Annotated in this window: 15 protein-coding genes and 2 pseudogenes; 8 read left to right on the top strand and 9 right to left on the bottom strand. The window is 61.4% G+C overall.

The window, feature by feature from the left end; genetic code table 11:
* The first annotated feature begins 216 nt into the window (after nt 1-216).
* Nucleotides 217-2,493, top strand: coding sequence for a tRNA(Met) cytidine acetyltransferase TmcA (gene tmcA / locus GCU68_RS00220; protein WP_152938474.1), 2,277 nt, complete (start codon nt 217-219; stop codon nt 2,491-2,493).
* Nucleotides 2,494-2,501: 8 nt separating this feature from the next.
* Here the strand turns inward: tmcA and GCU68_RS00215 are convergent, their stop codons facing one another.
* Nucleotides 2,502-3,221: an SDR family NAD(P)-dependent oxidoreductase gene (locus GCU68_RS00215; RefSeq protein WP_152938473.1), complete on the bottom strand. Its 720-nt coding sequence runs from the start codon at nt 3,219-3,221 to the stop codon at nt 2,502-2,504.
* Nucleotides 3,222-3,359: 138 nt separating this feature from the next.
* Between GCU68_RS00215 and GCU68_RS00210 the strand changes: the two genes are divergently transcribed.
* The 6 genes and pseudogenes from GCU68_RS00210 to GCU68_RS21140 all read left to right on the top strand — a co-directional run bounded on the left by GCU68_RS00210 (nt 3,360) and on the right by GCU68_RS21140 (nt 7,148).
* Nucleotides 3,360-4,412 (top strand): SLC13 family permease, encoded by a 1,053-nt coding sequence (locus tag GCU68_RS00210; protein ID WP_227014889.1) that lies wholly within the window; start codon nt 3,360-3,362, stop codon nt 4,410-4,412.
* A 67-nt stretch (nt 4,413-4,479) separates the two neighbouring features.
* Nucleotides 4,480-5,299, top strand: a pseudogene (locus GCU68_RS00205) (IS5 family transposase).
* A gap of 36 nt (nt 5,300-5,335) precedes the next feature.
* Nucleotides 5,336-6,100 (top strand): annotated as a pseudogene (locus GCU68_RS00200) (SLC13 family permease); the annotation flags it as partial.
* A 103-nt stretch (nt 6,101-6,203) separates the two neighbouring features.
* On the top strand, nt 6,204-6,689 hold the full coding sequence (locus tag GCU68_RS00195; protein WP_152938472.1) for a DUF456 domain-containing protein: 486 nt from the start codon (nt 6,204-6,206) through the stop codon (nt 6,687-6,689).
* 47 nt (nt 6,690-6,736) lie between these two features.
* Nucleotides 6,737-6,910: a hypothetical protein gene (locus tag GCU68_RS21145; protein WP_168927058.1), complete on the top strand. Its 174-nt coding sequence runs from the start codon at nt 6,737-6,739 to the stop codon at nt 6,908-6,910.
* Nucleotides 6,911-6,974: 64 nt separating this feature from the next.
* Nucleotides 6,975-7,148: a hypothetical protein gene (locus GCU68_RS21140; protein WP_168927057.1), complete on the top strand. Its 174-nt coding sequence runs from the start codon at nt 6,975-6,977 to the stop codon at nt 7,146-7,148.
* A gap of 107 nt (nt 7,149-7,255) precedes the next feature.
* Here GCU68_RS21140 and GCU68_RS00190 read toward each other — a convergent pair whose 3' ends face one another.
* The gene (locus GCU68_RS00190) at nt 7,256-8,986 is read right to left on the bottom strand and encodes a glutamate--tRNA ligase (protein WP_152938471.1); all 1,731 of its coding nucleotides are present in this window, start codon (nt 8,984-8,986) and stop codon (nt 7,256-7,258) included.
* Between the two features lie 629 nt (nt 8,987-9,615).
* Here GCU68_RS00190 and GCU68_RS00185 point away from each other — a divergent pair.
* Nucleotides 9,616-10,812 carry a Cdc6/Cdc18 family protein gene (locus GCU68_RS00185; protein WP_076607292.1) on the top strand — a complete coding sequence of 399 codons (1,197 nt, stop codon included), beginning with the start codon at nt 9,616-9,618 and terminating at the stop codon, nt 10,810-10,812.
* 12 nt (nt 10,813-10,824) lie between these two features.
* On the opposite strand, the gene GCU68_RS21135 is transcribed toward GCU68_RS00185, so the two are convergent.
* The 7 genes from GCU68_RS21135 to GCU68_RS00150 all read right to left on the bottom strand — a co-directional run bounded on the left by GCU68_RS21135 (nt 10,825) and on the right by GCU68_RS00150 (nt 20,058).
* Nucleotides 10,825-11,046: a hypothetical protein gene (locus GCU68_RS21135; protein WP_152938470.1), complete on the bottom strand. Its 222-nt coding sequence runs from the start codon at nt 11,044-11,046 to the stop codon at nt 10,825-10,827.
* A gap of 67 nt (nt 11,047-11,113) precedes the next feature.
* Entirely contained in the window at nt 11,114-12,193 is a 1,080-nt protein-coding gene (gene idsA3, locus GCU68_RS00175; protein ID WP_152938469.1) for a geranylfarnesyl diphosphate synthase, read from the bottom strand.
* A 1-nt stretch (nt 12,194) separates the two neighbouring features.
* On the bottom strand, nt 12,195-13,547 hold the full coding sequence (locus GCU68_RS00170) for a ribonuclease J (RefSeq protein WP_152938468.1): 1,353 nt from the start codon (nt 13,545-13,547) through the stop codon (nt 12,195-12,197).
* Nucleotides 13,548-13,905: 358 nt separating this feature from the next.
* Nucleotides 13,906-14,640: an isopentenyl phosphate kinase gene (locus GCU68_RS00165; protein ID WP_152938467.1), complete on the bottom strand. Its 735-nt coding sequence runs from the start codon at nt 14,638-14,640 to the stop codon at nt 13,906-13,908.
* Entirely contained in the window at nt 14,637-15,623 is a 987-nt protein-coding gene (mvk, locus tag GCU68_RS00160) for a mevalonate kinase (RefSeq protein WP_152938466.1), read from the bottom strand. Before mvk ends, GCU68_RS00165 begins: the two co-directional genes overlap by 4 nt.
* A 197-nt stretch (nt 15,624-15,820) precedes the next feature.
* Nucleotides 15,821-18,880: a DUF7286 family protein gene (locus GCU68_RS00155; protein WP_449411962.1), complete on the bottom strand. Its 3,060-nt coding sequence runs from the start codon at nt 18,878-18,880 to the stop codon at nt 15,821-15,823.
* Nucleotides 18,877-20,058 carry a DUF7284 family protein gene (locus GCU68_RS00150; protein WP_152938465.1) on the bottom strand — a complete coding sequence of 394 codons (1,182 nt, stop codon included), beginning with the start codon at nt 20,056-20,058 and terminating at the stop codon, nt 18,877-18,879. Before GCU68_RS00150 ends, GCU68_RS00155 begins: the two co-directional genes overlap by 4 nt.
* Nucleotides 20,059-20,060: the final 2 nt, after the last annotated feature.

The following is a 20,060-nucleotide window of genomic DNA, read 5'->3' as shown; positions in this document are numbered from 1 at the left end:
AAGCGTGTTCAAACGATTGAGGCCGTGCGATGGACCCGCACAGGCGAAAATCGGTCGGATCGCTGATGAGACGGACGGAGCTCTCGAGAGACGATCGAACCAGTTCGAACACTCGAGTATTACGTCGACAGACTGGCTGCTGTGGCCCGGCCCTGTCTCTTAACGTGAGACGCGCGGTTCCGGTGCCTATTACTCTCGAGCCCCTAAGACGTGGACATGAACGAAGACGTCGTTTCGCTCGCCGAGTCGCTGCTCGAGGAAGCGACACGAACGAACGAACGACGGCTGCTCGTACTCGCCGGCGACCGCGACCGCGGCTACGACGCCCTCGAGTCGATCCTCGATTCCCTACCGGTGGCGATCACTGCAACCACGCTCGTTGGTCCCGACGACCGCCTGCGGTGTGAGCAGCTCCCGCAGGCGAACGCGAGCGAACTGCTCGGAACGACGCGAGCGATCGTCGCTCTCGACGCACACGCGGAACTCCGGCCGAACGCGCTCGGCAAAGTCGTCGGCACGGTCGACGGCGGTGGATTGCTGATCCTGTTGACGTCATCGCTCGAGGCCTGGCCCGACCATCGCGATGCATTCGACGAGTCGCTTGCCGTTCCGCCGTTCTCGTTGTCGGCCGTCACCGGGCGGTTTAGACGGCGACTCGTCGAGACGCTTCGCGCACATCGTGGCGTCGGCATCGTCGACGTCGAGAACAGAGCGATCGTCGACAGCGGACTGACGAATCCAGCACCACGGCGGAGCGACGATTCGGATTCGCCAGCGCTCGAGCCCCCGGTGGACAGCCGGTTTCCGCCTGCCACGTACGAGGCCTGCCTCACGGCCGATCAGGTCGACGCCGTCGCTGCGCTCGAGTCGCTTCTCGAGGATGGAGACGGTGACGACGAGCAATCTCGAGCCGTCGTCCTCGAGGCCGATCGTGGTCGAGGGAAATCAAGCGCTGCGGGGCTGGCCGCTGGGGCGTTCGCCGCCGACGGACTGGACGTCCTCGTCACGGCTCCACGGTCGCGCAACGCCGCGGAGTTGTTCGACCGCGCCGCGGAACTCTGTGCGGACCTCGACTGTGCGGCCACCATCGACACCCGCCGAATCGAGACGACCGCTGGCGGTCGAATCCGCTTTCTCGAGCCCGCCATCGCTGTCGAGCGACTCGAGGCCGCGGACGTCGTCATCGTCGACGAGGCCGCGGCGCTGCCCGTCTCGGTGCTCGAATCGCTGCTTTCGGCCAACCGTGTCGCGTTCGCGACGACGATCCACGGCTACGAGGGGGCCGGCCGCGGGTTTTCGGTCCGGTTCCGGGACCGACTCACCGAAAGCGACCACGACGTGATCGATCGGACGCTCCTCGAGCCGATCCGGTATGCGGCGGGTGACCCCATCGAAGTCTGGGCGTTTCGGGCGCTGTTACTCGATGCGCGGCCGCCCGTCGACTCACTGGTCGAAGGCGCCATGCCCGACTCGATGCAGTATCGACGACTCGATCCCGACGCCCTGCTGGCCGACGAACACCTGCTTCGGGAGGCGTTCGGCCTGCTCGTGCTCGCCCACTACCGCACGGAACCAAACGACCTCGCGCGGCTGCTCGACGCGCCGAATCTCGAAGCGCGGGCGCTCGTCCACGACGGCCGCGTCGTCAGCGTCGCCCTGCTGGCTCGTGAAGGCAACCTCGAACCCGAGACGCGAGCGATGATGTACGAGGGTGGCCGCGTTCGGGGAAACATGCTCCCCGACGTCCTCACGAGTCAGCTTCGTGACGAAGCCGCCGGCGAACCAGCTGGCCTCCGCATCGTGCGTATCGCGACCCACCACGCGGCGCGCTCCCGGGGACTCGGCTCGCGGCTGCTCGAGTGCATCCGCGAGGAGTTTGAATCCTCGGTCGATTGGCTCGGCACCGGTTTCGGCACAACCCCCGGCCTCCTCGCGTTCTGGCGCGAGAACGGCTACCGAACCGTCCACGTCTCGACGACGCGCAACGACGCTAGCGGCGAGTACTCCGCGCTCATGCTCGCGCCGACGAGTGACGCAGGCCGGGCGCTGCACGACCGCCACGCCGACTGGTTCGCCCGTCGCTTTAGCGCACTCTGTACGGACGCCCTCGACGACCTCGAGCCTGACGTCGTCCGCGCGGTGCTCCGGAGCGTCGACACCGACGTCGACGATGGCGAGTTATCGGCCCACGAGTGGCGACTCGTCGCGGGTGCCGCCTACGGCCCCGGCCTGTTCGACGTCGATCCCGGGCCGTTCCGCCGGCTCGTCAGCCGCTACTTCCTCGAGGACCCGGCCGAAATCGAGCTGACGGCCCGCGAAGAGCGGCTGCTCGTTATGCGTGCCCTGCAGGCCCGCGAGTGGGAGCGGGTGGCGGCTCGTCTCGAATACCACTCGACGAGCCAGTGTATGCGCGCGCTCGGAGATGCCGTCTGCCCGCTGGTCGACTACTACGGATCGGCGGCCGCGCTCGAGGTTCGCGACCGGTTTCGGTAGAGTGCCACTCAGGTGAACAGTCGCTGCAGAATGCGTTCGGGAAGCGCGTTCAGGACCCAAGCAACGAGTTGCCATCGGCGCGTCACGTAGACGTGATCGCGTTCGCGGTCGATCGCGCGCCGGATCTGCCTCGCCGCCGTCTCGGGCGAGCACATCCAGAACTCGCCCATCGCCATGTCGGTGTCGACGAACCCGGGTTCGACCGTCGTGATCGCCACGTCGCTCTCACGGCCGGCCTGCTGATAGCGCAGTCCCTCGAGATACGTCGAGACGAACGCTTTCGATGCGTTGTAGGCGGGTGCACCGCCATTGCCGAAGACGGCTGCGACGGAGGAGATCCCGACGAGGTGTCCCGTGCCGCGGTCGTCGAAATGGGCCATCGCTGCTGTCGCGATCGCCGTAAAGCCGCGGACGTTGACGTCGATCGTCTCGCGTTCGAGGCTCCACTCGAGGTCGCGATTCAGGTGGCCGATGCCGGCGCTGATCACGACGAGGTCGACCGACGGCATCGCGTCGACGAGTTCGTCGAAGCCCTCGCGGGCGTCGTCGACATCGGTGACGTCCATCGTCGCGACGTACGCGTTCGTGGGGAGCGCTGCGCCGATTTCGGTCAAGCGCTCCGTCCGGCGGGCTGTGAGTCCGATTTCGTAGCCCTCGGCTGCCAGTTCTCGAGCCAATGCCTCGCCGATTCCCGAAGATGCACCGACGACGATCGCACCGTCTGTCATGGCTATGCGTTTCGTCGATGCGAGATAATGGTACCGGAACGACAGGTTCTCGCCGACTCGTATCTGTTGGCAACGAGGTCTGTCATCCGGAGCCGAGAGAGCTTATTTGACAGTCGAACTGGAAGTACGCGCAACCGGATGGCCCCGTTGACGACCGGCGCGTTGCTGGTCTTTTTGATCATCGCCGTCGCGCTCGTGTTGTTTGTCACCGAACCCGTCCCGATAGACGTCACGGCGCTCGGAATCATGGTGGTGCTGATGATACTCGGGCCGTGGACAGGGGTCTCGCCGAGCGACGGCGTCGCCGGCTTTTCGAACCCCGCGACGATCACGATCCTCGCGATGATGATCCTGAGCGAGGGAGTACGCCGAACCGGCCTCATTCAACGCCTCCAGCAGCGGGTCGCCTCGTACACCGGCGAGGACGAACACAAGCAACTCGGGGCAACGATCGGCATCGTCGGACCGCTATCGGGACTGATCAACAACACGGCGGCAGTCGCCGTGCTGGTACCGATGGTGAACGACCTCGCCCACGAGAACGGAACGTCCCCCTCGAAACTCCTCTTACCGCTGTCGTACGCGTCCATGTTCGGTGGCATGCTCACCCTCATCGGCACCTCCACCAACCTCGTCGCGAGCAGTCTCTCCGCGCAGTACCTCGATCGTCCCTTCTCGATGTTCGAGTTTACCCACCTCGGCATCGTCGTGTTCGTCGTCGGATCGATATACCTGCTGACGGTCGGCTACTGGCTTACCCCCTCGCACGTGACGCCGCGAAGCGAACGGGAGACGACGGCGAAAGAGGAGTATCTCACCGAACTCGTCGTCCGCAAGCACTCGCCGGTCGTCGGCGCGACGATCCGGGACGCCCTCGAGGAAGTCGACTTCGATGCCGAGGTCACCCAGCTCATCCGGGACGACCGATACATCTCATCACCGCCATTGTCGACGACGGTCCAGCGCGGCGACGTCTACACGGTCCGGCTCACTGACGACGCCCTCCAGACGCTGCTCGACGTCGACGGGATCGACCTCGTGCCCGGAACCACGGCCGAATCCGAGCTCGAAACGCTCGGTCCGGAACAGACGCTCGTCGAGATCGTCCTCACGGCGGGGTCGGACATCATCGGCGAAACGGTCGATTCGGCCGGTTTTTCCGACGGCTACCGGGCTCGAGGGCTCTGGTGAATCGCATGACTGCGTAGACTTCGACCGTTAGAACTAGGGAGTTGAAGCGGGAGGCTCCTGATGTTCCATGTCAAAGATCTCCCGCTTCACTGGGAAAGTAGTTGGCTAAAAGTGCTGTTGGTGGCCGAGGCGAATCCGCCGCCCCGCAGGGTGGCGGCGGATTCGCCGACTACGCCGTCGTTTCGCTGCATTGTCTCCGGATTTACTTGGAGAAATCCTATCGCGAAGCGCTCGATCTCCTGAGCGAGATGCCACAAATACTGGCGGAGACCGGCCTTGAGAAGGCCGATCTCCCTGATCACTCGACACTAGTAAAGGCGTTTGACAGGATCAAGATGGCAGTCTGGCGAGTGCTGCTGCGCCTGTCGGCGCAGTTGCACGAGCCATCTGGTCACGTTGCGATGGACGCAACGTTTTTCGACCGCAAGAACGCGAGCAAACACTACTGCCGACGAACGAATTACCGCGTTCAAACGCTCAAAACAACCGCTCTCGTCGATACAGCGTCACAAGCTATCCTCGACGTTCACTGTACAACCGAGAAACGTCACGACACCCAGATCGGCTGGCAACTCGCCCGACGCAACGCGGGCGAGTTGCACAGCCTCGCCGCCGACAAAGGCTATGACTGGCAACGATTACGTGATAAACTCCGGGAAGAGGACGGAAGACCGCTGATCAAACATCGAGAGTTCCGCCCCATCGATCACGCGCACAATGCGCGGATCGATGGGGCTCTCTACGGCCAGAGAGCGTTGTCTGAGACCGTCTTCTCCGTCATCAAGCGCACGCTCGGCGACGCCGTGCGTGCGCGAAGCTGGTACCGTGAGTTCCGTGAAATCGTTCTGATGTGTGTCGTCTACAACATCAAGCGTGCCGTCAACTAGCGAAATCAAGCGCAGTATGGCGATTCACCACGGCCGGCTCGAGTACTTGCTGTTCGACGCGGCGGCAAGATCTCCCACGAGCGACTTTCCGACTTTCGGTTCCGGCCAGGGGACGCGCTCCTCATCGAATCGGAGGCAGAGACGGTCGACCGTCTCGCCGACGACCCGAACGTCATCGTCGCCGGCGACCTCGCCCTCCAGCAGTTCCGCGGCTCGAAACTGCCGATCGCGGTCGGGGTCGTCCTCGTCGTGGTGGCACTGGCCGCCGTTGGCGCGGTGCCGATCATGGTATCCGCGCTGGCCGGCGTCGTCGTGATGCTTGCGACCGGCGTCGTCAAACCGGCCGAAGCGTACGAGGCGGTCCAGTGGGACGTCATCTTCCTGCTCGCGGGTGTCATCCCGCTGGGGTACGCGATGGCCGAAACCGGCGGTGCTGATGCCCTCGGTGCACTCGTCGTCTCGAGTGCGGCCGTGCTACCCGCAGTCGCCGTCCTCGGGCTGTTCTACCTGCTGACCGCGCTGATGACGAACGTCGTCAGCAACCAAGCAAGCGTCGTGTTGCTCGTCCCGGTCGCCGTCGACGTGGCCTCGAGGTTGGATGCGAACCCCTTCGCATTCGTCCTCGCGGTGACGTTCGCGGCCAGCACCGCGTTCATGACGCCCGTCGGCTACCAGACCAACCTCTTCGTCTACGGGCCGGGCAAGTACCAGTTTCAGGACTTCCTTCGCGTGGGCGGGCCACTCCAACTCCTGCTCGCGATCGTAACGACTGTCGGTATCGTCGTGTTCTGGGGGGTGTAGCCGCTTACCGGACTTCGAGTACCGCTTGTTGGACTCCGGGGAAGGGATGGGTGCCCGGACGCCGGCAGCACGGCTTTGGTGCCGGCACCCTTTCGTGAAGACAATGGTCGACGCGATCACAGTTATCACCATCGCGCTGTTGATCGGCGGCATCGTCGGGGCGGTCGTCCCGCTGCTTCCGAGTGGGCTCCTTTCGCTTGTGGGGCTCGGTCTCTACTGGTGGCACTCCGACTTTACCGAGCCCGGCATCGTCACCGTCGCCGTGCTCGCACTCCTCGGCGCAGCGGCGCTGTTCATCGAGTTCTTCGGCGGGTCGATCGCCGCGAAAGCGGGCGGCGCATCCTGGGGCACGACTGCCGCCGCCGCCGCCGTCGGTATCGTCCTGATGATCGTCACCGGCCCACTCGGACTGCTCGCGGGGCTGTTCGGCACCGTCTTCCTCCTCGAGTTCGTTCGAGACGGCGAACTCGAGGCTAGTACGCGGTCCGCGCTCTACGCGACCGTCGGCGTGCTCGCCTCGACGGCGACACAGGTTCTGTTGACGGGCTCGATCCTGGTTGGCTTCCTCGTGGCCGTCTTCCTGTTCTGATCGCGGTCCGGGGAAACACTCAACCACCGTGTCGCGGTAGCCTGTCTATGGAGTGTTCCGAAGCGGACTGTGAGCGGCCCGTCGCCGTCGAGTTACACATCCCGTGGGCCGAAAACCGGTACGTCTGTGCCGCCCACGCCCGCGTGCTTGGCCAACAAGACGGGGTTGTCCCCGATCCGATCGTGGACAACGGCGACGAACTGCTCGAGAGTGAACGATAGCGCAGTGATCCACTCGGCACCCTGACGGCGGTTACTTATGGGTGTACAGGACGATGGTACTCCTATGAGCATGTTCGAACGGCTCGGCGAGAAAGTCGAGCGGTTGAAACAGGAAGCCGAAGCCGGCCGGGCGGACAGCGTCGAGTATCGGTGCCGTGAGTGTAGCGAAGGCTTCTACCGCGAGCACGAATCGTGTCCCAACTGTGGAAGTGCCGAGGTCGAACGGCTCGAGAAATAGCAGCCGTCCTCACGGTACGATCAGTCCGCTGTTCGCGACTCTTCGAAACGATTTAACGACGTTTAACGAAGGAGTTCAGTGAGCCGCCGGAAACGATTCCGACGGTATCAGGGGTGTGCGTAGTAGGCGACGGTCAGCTCGCCGCCGTCGTCGGACTCGTGGCGGTCGATTCTCGCGAAGCCGACGCGTTCGAACTGGACCATCTCGTCGGCCTCGAGGGCACCGACACCGGGTTCGGCTCGCCCGTTCACGTCGCCGTCCATCGTCCGTAGTCGGACGGGGACGCTCTCGTCGGCAGGCACCCAGTGGATGACGTCGACGTCGCCCTCACGGACCACGTCGATGTCGTCGCCGGTGTACTCGAGCGAGTCGCCGGTGTACTCGAAGCAGCCGAGGCCTTTCAGCCAGACACGTTCCTCGGCCTCGGGAATGTCCCCGGACTCGAGCAAGACAGCGTCACCGGATGGGATCTCCCGGACACCGCGGTCTTCGTGGTTGGGATGCAGCGGTGGGTTGGCTTCAGCCGGCGGGCTGCCGTCGAGAGGGAGCTCGGTGCCCTCGCGGACGAGGAATCGGCGGTCGGTATCGTCGTCGATCAGGTCGCGGTTGTTCGAGTAGATCGCACTCATCGCGAGATCGACGTCGCTGGTCGAGGTACCCAGTCCGACCATCGCGTCAACGATGGCCTCGCCGCGGATGCCACGTCGCCGGAGGCTCTTGAGCGTCGGCGCACGTGGGTCGTCCCAGCCGTCGAGTTCGCCGTCCTCGATCAGCGCCGAAATCGTGGAGGTACTTACCTTCACGTCGTAGTCGTCGAGCTGGACGTGACCCCAGTGAACGACTTCGGGGTACTCCCAGTCGAAGTAGTCGTAGACGAACTGCTGGCGTTTCGCGGAGTCCTGAAGGTCGATCCCGCGGATGATGTGGGTCATTCCGAGCAGGTGGTCGTCGACGCCCGACTGGAAGTCGAGCATCGGCCAGCAGCGGTACTCGCTGGCTTCCGCACGGGGATGGGGCGTGTCGATCATCCGGAAGGCGACCCAGTCACGCAGCGCGGGGTTCTTGTGCTCGATGTCGGTCTTCACGCGGAGGACCATCTCGCCACTGCTGTACTCGCCGTCGATCATGTCCTCGAACTCCTCGAGGACGGTCTCGACGTCTTTGTCGCGGTGTGGACACGACTCGCCGGCGTTTTTCAGTTCACTAAACTGCTCGCCGCTACAGGAGCACGTGTACGCGCCGCCCATCTCGATCAGCTCGCGGGCGTGCTCGTAGTAGGTCTCGAGTCGGTCGCTTGCGCGGTAGATCTCGTCGGGCTCGAAGCCGAGGTAGTCGAGGTCCTCGAGGATCGCGTCGTAGGCCTCCAGATCCGGACGTTTCGTTTCGGGATCGGTGTCGTCGAAGCGGACGCAGAACCAGCCGTCGTAGCGCTCGCGGTACGTGCCGATGACGGCGGGCATCCGCGCGTGGCCGACGTGCCACGGCCCGTTCGGGTTCGGCGCACACCGCATCCGGATCTCGTCGTACTCGTCGGCGTTCGGGAGTTCCGGCAGGTCGTGTTCGTCGTTCTCGTTCTCGGCCTCGATTTCGGCGAGTTCCTCGGGAGCGAGGTCCTCGAGTCGCGCTCGCTTTTCTTCGTATGTGAGCTCATTGACCCGGCCGATGACGCCGCCGGCGATCCCCGGAATCTCGTCGCCGTGCTCGCGGAAGTCGGGGTTGTCGCCCATCAGTGGCCCCATGATCGCGCCGACGGCGGCATCACTCTCGTGTTTGACGGCGTTCAACAGCGCGTGCTTCTCTGCCTCGCGCTCGACGCGCTCTCGTAACTCGTCGTCCATTACCGAGACGTATTCGTCCCCGAACCAAAACCTCCGCGATGTCTGCCCGGGCGAACGGCACATGAGAGCCGAGTTACTGACAACTACAGCGACGGTCCATTCGAGAGCGTTCGAGAACAGATCACTGCATACCCAGACGGCCCAGACACACCCCGGAGTGCCGATGTAAATCGTCCGGGAGTGTACCCAACAGCGATTCTCCCGGTTGAATAAGTATCTCGTTCGACGTTCTTCATACAGCAATACCAAAGCGTATAAATAACCGACCTTCTATATCGGTCATACGAGAGTCACAGCAATTGAGTTGTGACGTTGGTCACAACGCGTCCAGCCGAAACGCGTGTGACTCGTCTTCCAGCTTTCCGTTCGGTTCCACGTTGCTGTATCCGGCATCCCAGCATTTCTCGTGGACACGTTCGGAACAGTTACATCGGCACTCCGGGGTGGGTGTGTTCCGTCCTACCGCGTTACACTGGCACTCCGGTCCACTTACACTGGCACTGGGGGGTGGATGAAATGCCTTTGCAGAGCATGAGGGGCGCATTTCACAGAATTACATCGGCACCACGGTGTGTTTACACCGGCACTGAGGAGTTAGCGTTAAGTAGCCACTCGGACATTGCCGACGTATGTCCGGCTCAGAGTCGTTTTTCGACAACCAAAACTACATCTTCGCGAACAAGGATCTGCTTCGCATCTCTCATCTCGTCGAAGGCGATCGGATCATCGGCCGACAAGACGAACTCAACAGCCTCGCACAGGCACTCAAAGACGCCGTTCAAGGACAGACGCCGAATCACGTCCTGATCTACGGCAAAACGGGAACGGGGAAATCGCTCTGCTCGAAGTATATTACGAAGGATCTCCGCTCGAGTGCCGCGAAAAACGACGTCTCGATCGGCGTCGCCTACATCGACTGTCTGCAGCACGCAACGGAAACACAGGCAGTACGAACGATCGCCCGCGAACTCAACGACGAAGCGGAGACGGGGATCACGATTCCCGCCTCCGGACTGAGCACGGGCGAGTACTACCGGCGGCTCTGGAACGTCCTCGACGGTCGGTTCGATGTCGGCATCATTATTTTGGACGAAGTCGACAAAATCGGCGATGACAACATCCTGATGCAACTCTCTCGAGCCGTCGAATCCGGGAAACTCGAAGAGAGCACGCTCGGGATCATCGGAATCAGTAACAAGATTCGATACAAAGAGGAACTCAACGAGCGCGTCAAATCCAGTCTGAGCGAGCGCGACTACGTTTTCCCACCGTACGACGCGAACCAACTCCGGGCGATCCTCGAGTCACGCAAAGACGCGTTTCAGGACGGTGTTCTCGAGGATTCGGTCATCCCGCGTGTGGCGGCGCTGGCCGCGAAAGAACACGGCGACGCCCGCAAGGCGATCGACATTCTCCGCTACGCTGGCGAGATCGCCGACGAGAACGGTGCAGAAACTGTCACCGAAGAACACGTTAACCAGGCACATACTCGCGAGGAGCAAAATCGGCTGGCTGAACTTATCTCGAAACAGCCACCGCACTCGAAACTCCTCTTACAGGCCCTCGCGTTCCGGACTCAGCAGGCACCCGACGACGACCCGGCGATTCCGACGGCGGATATCTACTCGACGTACGAAGTGCTCTGCGAACAGGAGGGGTCGGACCCGCTTCGAATCCGACGGGTCCGCGAGTTGCTCAGCGAATTGGCGTTTCTCTCGATCATCGAGCAGACCCGAAAAGGACGCGGCCACGGGAAGGGCGCACACACGATCCACGAACTCGTCGACAACCCGGAACTGGTACTCAAAGCCTGCAAGTCGATTTAGCGACGCTCGAATTCAGTTCCGCTCTGTCCGGTTGTGGCGCGGTTGTGCGTTTCTGAACAAGGGCCACGCACAGCCCATCAACCCCAAAAGCAGCACGACGAACGCGACACCGCTCACCTGAATCGGGAGCTCGATGAAATAGAGTCCGGTCGTTCCGAGCAGCGAACACAACACGACGCCCCCGAAAACGAGTCGGATATCGTCGAACGCTCGAGTCGGATCTGCAGCGAACATACTCGATATGCCTGGTGACAATACAAAAGAATGTCCTCGAGCCGCGTGAACGCGAACCGAACCGCGGTTAGTAGCCGCGTTCGATCAGGTAGTCCGCGATCTCACAGAGCAGGTCGCGGGCCTCGTTTTCCGGCAGGACCTCGAGTCGCGCTTTGCCCTGTTCGACCAGCTCTTGGGCTGTCTCGTTCGCGTAGCTGATCGAGCCGGCGGCCTCGAGTTCGGCGACGGCGTCGTCGATTTCGGCCTCGGTGACGGCGTCGACGTCGTTCGTATCGACCAGTCCCTCGATGTCGACGCCCTGATCGCGGGCGTGGACGGTGATCAGCGTCTGTTTGTTCTCGACGAGATCGCTGCCACGCTGTTTGCCGAGTTTCTCGCTCGGGACGGTCAGATCGAGTACGTCATCTTGGATCTGGAACGCACGGCCGATGTCGAGTCCGTAGCCGTACAGCGCCTCGATCGTTTCGTCGTCGGCTCCGAGCAAGATCGCGGGGAGACTGGCCGAGGCAGCGTACAGGACGGCCGTCTTCTGCTCGACCATCTCGAGGTACTCGTCGGGGGAGACTTCTGCGCGGTTCTCGAAGGTGACGTCGAGCGATTGACCCTCGCAAATCTTCGTACACGTCGTCGCGAGGATTTCGAGCGCTTCGACTGCGCGCTCGGGTCTCGCGCCCGTCTCGAGCATGATCTCGAACGCCTTCGAGTAGAGCGTATCGCCGGCGAGAATCGCCGTCTCGAGGTCGTACTCCTTGTGGACGGCGGGGACGCCACGCCGGAGGTCGTCGTCGTCCATGATATCGTCGTGGATGAGCGTAAACGACTGAATGACCTCGACGCTGACGGCAGCGTCCATGATGTCGATCGTTTCAACTGGCTGACCACTCGAGTCGTCTGCACTCGAGTCGAGCGTAGGGAACTCTCGATAGTCAGTCGAAAGCGGTTCGACATCCGCGAGCGATTCCGCCGTCGTGAGTAAGACGCTCGGTCGGAGGCGTTTGCCACCAGCATCCAGCAGGTACCGGGATGCTTCGTAGAGTCGTTCCGGTCGCTGGATCGGCAGTTCCTCGGGGATGGCCTCGTTAACTCGCTCGCGGCGCTTGCGAACCGCCTCGAGCACCGCCTTTTCTCGTGCCTCTGGGGTTGTCATGTCAGTCGACAATCTGGATGAGGTTCCCGTTGCGCGTGACGTGGACGTCCCGTCCGAGCTGATAGCCCTCGTTCTCACAGAGGCTCACGTAGCCGGAGAACCCTTTGAGATCCTGGTGGGCGGGAATAATGTGCTGGGGCTGGAGTGCGTCTAACATCTCGTAGTGGCCCTCCTGACAGAGGTGGCCCGAGACGTGGATGTCGTCGTAGATGCGAGCGCCCTGCATGCCGAGCAGCTTTTCCGCCTGATAGCGCTGGCCTTCGTTGGTCGGCTCCGGAATGACACGCGCAGAGAAGACGACCTTGTCGCCGTCGTCCAGTTGGTACGGCGTCTCACCGCGGGCCATCCGGGTGAGCATCGCTCGTGGCTCTCCCTGGTGGCCGGTGACGACGGGCAAGTAGTCCTCTTTGCCCTCGTTCATGATCCGCTTGAACGTGCGGTCGACGGATTTGCGGTGGCCGAACATCCCGAGATCGTCAGGGAAGTCGACGAAGTCGAGTCGCTCGGCGGTTCCCGAGTACTTCTCCATCGATCGGCCGAGCAACACGGGCTGGCGGCCGATGTCCTTGGCGAACTCGACGAGGCTCGTCACACGCGAGATGTGACTCGAGAACGTCGTGGCGACGATCCCGCCGTCGTAATCCTCCATGCTGTAGAGGACGTCCCGGAGGTGTTCGCGGGCGACGTTTTCGGAGGGCGTTCGGCCCTTCTTGTTCGCGTTGGTACAGTCCTCGATGTAACAGAGCACGCCTTCACCCTCACGACCGATCTCCCGGAACCGCTTCATGTCGATCGGGTCGCCGATGACCGGCGTGTGGTCCATTCGTTTGTCCAGTCCGTAGACGATCGCCCCCTCGGGCGTGTGGAGGACGGGGTTGATCGCGTCGATGATCGAGTGGGTGACGTTGACGAACTCAAGTTCGACCTTTCCGCTGTCGCCGATCGACATCGTCTCGCCGGCGTCCATCTTGATCAGGTCGTTCTCGACGCCGAATTTCTGTTCGCCTTCGATTTGCTGTTTGACCAGTTCGATCGTGAACGGCGTCGCGACGACCGGCGCGTTGTACCGATGCGCGAGTTTGCTGATCGCGCCGATGTGATCTAAGTGGCCGTGGGTCGGGACGATCGCCTGCACGTCGCCCTCGAGGTCCGACATGACCCGGTCGTCCGGGATCGCGCCCATATCGATCAGGTCCAAGCTGTGCATCCGTTCGGTTTCGACGTTGTCGTGGATCAGAACCTGCGAGAGGTTCAGGCCCATGTCAAAGATGACGACGTCGTCACCGGCGCGGACAGCAGTCATCTGCCGCCCGACTTCTTCGTAGCCGCCGATTGTTGCGATTTCGATTTCCATGGTTCGTTGTACTGAAAGCCGCGTCGTGGACTCTCATCGAAACGGTCCGCGGACTCCCGGTTGTGCGGCCCCGGCGTCTTACAGCACGTCGGCCATCCCGCTATGCGCACGAAGAGGTGGGTCCTCCAGCCGGCTCACGACACTCGTAAGCCCCGTACGCACTTGCCCGCGGGTTTCGCTAGTGGCCCATACACGCCCGGGTGTTAAAAACGCAGTGGGTTGGGCGTCCACGCTCGAGGAACGGGTACGAGTCCGTCACGTGGCTGGTCGATTGTGTGCTCGAGGCGGTCGCTACCGGACAGCAGACGTCGCGTTTCGTCCGACCACCGTTGTCTCCGAGCGTCGCGAACGAACGCAGTTACTCGATCGTTGTCCCGGCGTTCTCGCCGTGGAGGAACGATTTCAGCCCCTCGAGGCCGAAAATCGAGGCTTCGGCCTCGAGCGCGAGCAATGCCCGTACCTTCGCTGCCATCCCGCCGGTGACGTCAGTCGTGTCGCTGGCACCGAGAACCGACTCGACGTCCCCGTAGGCCGAGATCCGATTGATAACTGCATCGTCTGCGTCCAACACCCCGGGTACTGTCGAACAGAGACCGATTCGATCGGCCTCGAGCGCTCGAGCCAGTTCGACCACCAGTTCGTCGCCGCTGACGATGGTCGCACCTGCACCAGCGTGGGCGATCACGTCGCCGTGGAGGACGGGCACGAACCCCTCTTCCAGCATCGTTTCGATCTGACCGGTCGGTAACTCGAGGTCGCCGCTGTCATCGCGATGCGCCGTCGAGAGCGGATGGACCGGGACTGCTTGCACGTCGCGCTCAAGCAGTCGGCTCAATACGAACTGGTTCAGGGTTTTCATCGCCCCATGGATATCGAGGAGCGCCGCAGCGTCGTGCGTTCCCTCGGTCGTGCTTACACCGTGTTCGCTGGCGTTGTGATGCCCGAAGCTGCCGCCACCGTGAACGATCACGAGCTTCTCACCGGCGAGTGCGCTCGCGACGGCATCGGTCGCCTGCTTGAGTGAGTCTCCATCGAGCGTTTCCGGCCGCTCTTTGTCCGTGATGACGCTGCCGCCGAGTTTCAGGACGATCATTCGAGGCGCTTCACCCCGGTTTCGGCGAGTTCAGCGCGGAAAGCGTCCGCACAGCCCGGCGTGTACGACAGGGCCGTCTCGGTCTCGTCGGTCGGGTCGAGTGCGACGATACAGCCGCCGCCGCCGGCACCTGTCAACTTTGCGCCGTCAGCACCGGCGTCGCGGGCCGCCCAGACCATCGAATCGAGCGAGCGCGAGGAGACGCCGAGCGCCGACAGGAGTCCGTGATTGAAGTCCATTAGCCGACCGAGTTCCTCGAGATCACCTTCCTCGAGGGCCTCTTCACCGTTTCGAACGATGTCTCCGATCGCATCGACGGTATCCGCTGCAAAGTCGTACTGCTCGCGCAACTGCCGCACGCCCGCCACGAGTTCACCGGTGTCGCCGGCCCCACCGTCGAATCCGATGACGATCGGCAGGTCAGGGGCCTCGATCGACCGGCAGTCGTCGCCTTCGACTCGGACGGCACCGCCCGTCGCCGAACAGAACGTGTCGGCTCGGGAGGCCTGTCCACCTTGTACCTCGTACTCGGTCTGATAGGCTCGCTCGGCGAGTTCGTCGATCTCGAGCGTCGTGCCGAATTCGCGGGTTCCGGCGTCGATCGCGGCAACGACGACGGCCGCGGACGAACCGAGGCCTGCTCCGAGCGGGATCTCACTTTCGATTGTTACATCGAAGCCAACGTCTTCCTCACCAGTGACGTCTCGAACCTGCTCGATCGCTTCGTCGACGTATCCCATCGCCGCAGTCAGCAGCGACTCCGAAACGTCGACGTCGGGCGGCCCATCGGCCGTCCCACCGTACTCCACCGTGAACCCATCCAGACTGAGATCTTCGGCATGAATCCGCAGTTTGCTGTCTGCCCGTTTCTCGACGCCAACCCGCGCCCGTACCTCGATGGCGCACGGAACCGCGGGCTCGCCGTAGACTACCGCGTGCTCCCCAAACAGATACACCTTCCCGGGAGCGCTCGAGACTGCCATATCTTGGCGTTCGTACGAGGACGGTTAATAACTATCTTCTCGAGTGACGCTGGGTTTATTGCTCCACCAACAGTTTATGATCATTCAATTTATCTTCCATCTACTGATGGAACCTTGTATGCGGTTGAAGACGCCTGAATTGGCAGATTAATCAACATTCGCATACACGCATTTATCGTTCAGATAGTGTGTAATAGCTATTTAATTCTCATGGATAGGTTAGCGTCACAAGCAGTCCCCATTTTCTGATCCGTTATCAATTGAACCGAAATTTGGACCAGTATCGCCCCAAAGTGATGACACAACTGACCTGGTGCATCACCACCCTGTTGATTATCACCGACACCGGGTGCGCCCTGTGGTAAGAACTGCGGTGCAGGTACGACGACGAGGATCGTCTGGCTGTTCTCGTAGCTGATTGGATCGGTTGATCCCAACTCAAGTTTGTTACCGTCGGGTGTCTCGAGTGTAACGTGCTTGTCCTCGCGGATATAGGTCGTCGCATCGGTCACCGATGGATCGCCGCTAGTCGCCTCTACTTCGAAGCGAGCGTACTCCCCTTCGAGTTCGATTTGCCACGCGTCCACCTGTAGATAGAACAGCGGTGGCCATGGAATCAATGGGAAGCCCGGGTGACCGATCTCGTTTTCATACCCGGAACCCATCGGTGCGAAATTCATCTCATCGTCGATCTCGAGCGGGCCATCGCCTGCCGCTCGTACGGCCGGCACTTCGGTCTGGTTGACCGCCACCTGTGAGGAGTGATACGTCGGCGAGCCGTCGACAGTGACATGAACATCGTTCAGTACGTCCGGAGTGTCGATTTTGGCATCATCTTCGTCCTGAAGCAGTTCTTCACCGGTGCCCAACATTTCGTCAACGAGGTTCATTGGGCCATTGATGATCTCATTGACGGAATCTAGAAATCCGCCAAGGAGGCTGTCTATGAGATTCCTGCCGCCAGTCGTCACTCTCTCGTGTCCACTGGCGAGTCCATCAACATACTTACACATATTGTCGAAGTACACCTTCCGAGCCTCCATCCTAGCGACATCCGGTGCGTTCTCGAAATTATCACGGTCATCCACGTGCTTCGCTTCCATTTCCGCGATACTCTCGTCCATCTCCCGTATCGGGCTCTCGTCAGCCGTCAGCATCTCCATGACCTCCGCCTCAACCGGTTCAATTTCGGTTACCGTCTCGTTATGCACCTCGAACAGGTCCTCCCAGACAATGTAAGTATGTAGTGTCCCCTCGTTACGCGGTGAGAGTTGAATATCCTCGTCGAAGCTGCTGTCGTAGTTAATAGCATCCCTGAAGTCGTTTCGCGACTCAATATTATTGACCCTTTCACTCAGCCAACGCTCGAACTCGGAGTCGCTGTCGAAGTCCTGTCCAAAGAACGCCCTCGTCACTTCATCAGCGGCGTCTCCCCAGTTGGTTGGTCCGCCGAGGTATGGATCTGGAGAACCACCCTGATCGAGCACGTGCTCGATACTGTTCGGATCGGTCTCTAAACCGGGTGCAAACTCACCATCGAGTTCGAACGAGGCAGTAAAATCCGTATATCGGTTGTCGTGTTCCCAGACATCGACCGAAGAGTTGGTCGTTGTGTTGTTCCACGCTCGATAGGTCTCGTATCTCGTCTCGACTTTGACATCGATCGAGACGAGTGATTGCTTGAGACCAGAACGACTGCTGTCTTCGGTGACTTTGTCGATACTTCCCTCTACATCGGTATTGGTCGTCACGTACACGCGATCAACTTCCGTATGATTGCTGGCGTCGTATTCATCTGGCAGAGGAGGAAGTGGATGCCCAAGACCATCCATCGATGGGGAACTGCTGACGGTTCCGAGCTTTCCATGCACTGTATAGGCATCATTGATAACACTATCTGTATTATCCAAATCTTGAACTGCACCACTCCTGAGATTGTTAAGATTATCTTGGATATCTTGGGTTTCTGCTAATGCGTTTTCATTGTGATTCTTATCATCAACATCTGACCTCTCACTATCACCATAATAATCCTCGAGATACGCCTCATTGAACCGACCTGTCTCGTTGAGCGCTGTTCGCATCTCGCCTTCGAGGTCGTCTTGTCCAAGCCCGGTTTCCATCTCGTACATCGACATATCGGCGAACGGATGGCCCTGGATCGTACCGTCCTTATCGACGTTCTCGAGCATCCCCAGCACGACCTCCTCGACAGTCGGCATATCCGGTAACTCGCCGTCCGGAGTGATGACGCCGTCTGCACAGAGTTCCTCGACGGTACTGACGTTCTCATCGGGATGGAGATCGTCGGCAATAGCATCGAAATCATACTTCTCGCCGAGATCGAGTGCGCTATCCGAGAGGTCGTACGACATACATAGCAACGGCCCCGACATCACGCGGTTACCGTACTCGTCTTGCGTACCGAAGACCTCCTGTTGGGCGGTCAATCGTGCGTCGTTAGCCATCACCTCGGTGTGCTCGTTCGGGGTGACGTTCTCGAACGCACGATCTTCCGGGTCGCCGAGTAGTCGATCGTAGTAGGCCTTACCCCAGACGAGCGGCCACAGGCGTTTTGCGAGATCGTACCCGTATCCTTCCCGCTGGTCGACGCCCTCGAGCATGCCCGTGTTCAGATGCGCTTCGTATGCCTCCACACGCTCGTGGAGGGCCATCATGGTCATCCCTACCGAAACGGTGAGGTCGCGTGAGACGACCGTCTCGACGTCGCCGTTGCCGTCTTTGACGATGAATTCGACGCCTTCGATCGTCACGTCCATGATCCCGTCGCCTTCCGCGAGCGTGACGGACTCGAGCCCTCTCTCGAGGTCGTCCGGATCAGTCCAGTCGTCGACCTCAGGAAGTGACACCTCGACGGATCGACCCTGCCCAACGGCCTGTGTCCGACCGTCGAGTGTTGCAGTGGCTTTCGTGAGAATCGTCAGGCGAGTCTGATCTTCGAAGGCGGTTTTCTCGTCGAGAACGCCGTCCATCCCGGAATCGACGGTCGTCACCGGTGAGCGGACGACCTCGTCGGTAGCACGGACGGTCGCGTGACGGAGTTCGCTGATCGCATACGCTTCGGCGCGGTCGATCGCCAGCTCCGTGCCGCGGTCGATCTCGGGCTCGTGTCTCGTCTGGAGTGTCGCGACGATCAGCACGGAACTCACGAGGAGCAAGACACCGATAACGGCGAAGGGGACCCGTGCTCTGTCGTCGTCCGCGATCGAAATCGTGTGTAGTCGGGTTCGTCTCATTCGTCCCAGGTCTGGATGGTGATCGTCACGTCTTCGGTCGCCACTGCACCGGCGACGAGCTCGGCTTTCCGTTCGTCACGCTCGTCGCCGTCGTAGTGGGCGTCGATCTCGTCGAATTCGTCGGCAAAGGCGCGCGGAATGTTCGCCGCAATCCATGCGGCGAGTGCGTCCGCATCGGTCACGTCGTAACCGCCTTCCTGTCCGACGAGCACCTTGCGGTTCGCTTCGTCGGCCCGTGCTTGCGAGCGAGCCAACGGGCGATGTGTGTCCGCACTTCGGAACGAAAAATCGCCGATAGTCTCGACGATCGACTGGTAGTGATAGACTTTGAGCGATCGTCGGATTCCCTGATCTTCCAGTGCGTACTGGGACGATTCGGGCGGGAAAAGACCATGGACGATTTCGTCGCCAATAACGGTGCCAGATGCCGCGTACGACTTGTTGTCCGATCCTTCCAATCCAGGAACGTCCGACGAATCGTTGATCTTCGGGTGTTCGTCGGCCATCTCGTCGATCCAGCCGTCCCACCAGTCGTCAGCTTCCAGCCAGTTTGCCTCGATTTTACTCTCGTCGACTGCTGAAAACCCGCTTGCAACCGTCGTTGTCGTACTCGAGACGTCCGCAGTGGGAGGTGGTCGTTCGCCGGCTGTCGCCGTGCCATTGATACCAGCACCGTCGTAGGGCTCCCACTCGGCGACGATGTAGAACTCTCGGTCGGCACCGAGCAGGGCGTGTCGAATCGCCCAGTCGACGGCGTCCTCGTACTCGTCGCCGTAGGCCAGCACGGGCTCACCACCGAGCTGGTGGTTCGTGACTGCGGCGTCGGCGACCAGTCCGAGCGCCGAGCCGTGGTCGGTTCGCGTGTACGTGTGCGCGTTCGTGATGATCGGTTCGGAGAACGTGTCTTCATCACGGACGTCCTCGAGACTGTACGTGACAGTGATGGTCGACGTGCTCAGGACCTCGGTCGTTCGGGCCGCTGACCGGCCGTCGATGTCCCCATGAGAACGGGCAGCTACAGTTTGATCCGGCCCGGTGGCACTGCTCGTCTGCTCGTCAGAAGCGGTGGCCAGATACGTGCCGACGACGGCTACGCTTGCACTGATAAGTAACAGTGCCAGCGTGACGTCGACAACGGTACTGACACCACGTTCGGCATCGAATCGACGGCGGTTCACGG

This window comes from Natronorubrum aibiense (genome assembly GCF_009392895.1).
Lineage (GTDB): Archaea > Halobacteriota > Halobacteria > Halobacteriales > Natrialbaceae > Natronorubrum > Natronorubrum aibiense.
Note: the sequence above shows the minus strand (reverse complement) of the source record. Positions and strands in the feature narration are given on the sequence as shown.